Source organism: Natrialba sp. PRR66 (assembly GCF_034808065.1).
In the GTDB taxonomy this organism is placed as follows: domain Archaea; phylum Halobacteriota; class Halobacteria; order Halobacteriales; family Natrialbaceae; genus Natrialba; species Natrialba aegyptia.
Genome location: NZ_JAXHGN010000157.1, coordinates 1 through 261, shown reverse-complemented (window position 1 = coordinate 261; position 261 = coordinate 1). Strand labels below are relative to the sequence as shown.

Here is a 261-nt window from a genome sequence, read left to right as displayed (position 1 = left end):
CCGCGGCAAGGCAAAGGAAGCACGGGAAGACGTGGACAACTTCCTCGCTCTGGAGAAGCGCCCACGGTTTATCGGGCAAGAAACAGTCCAGAAAGACGAGTCGTAAAATGACGGATCACGAGGCGCAGATCCGCGAGGCGTTTCCGGAACTAGACGGCATCGACGACGAGGTGCTCCGGGACAAGGTCGTCGAAGCGTGGCGTCTCGGTCTCGAACGCGGCGGATGGCAGGATATCTTCGACATTCCGTACGCCTGGAACA

The 261-nt window shown here is 59.4% G+C and carries 1 pseudogene; it reads left to right on the top strand.

Annotated elements, in window-relative coordinates:
* Positions 1-107: 107 nt before the first annotated feature.
* Positions 108-261 (top strand): annotated as a pseudogene (locus SM755_RS23835) (phosphohydrolase); the annotation flags it as partial.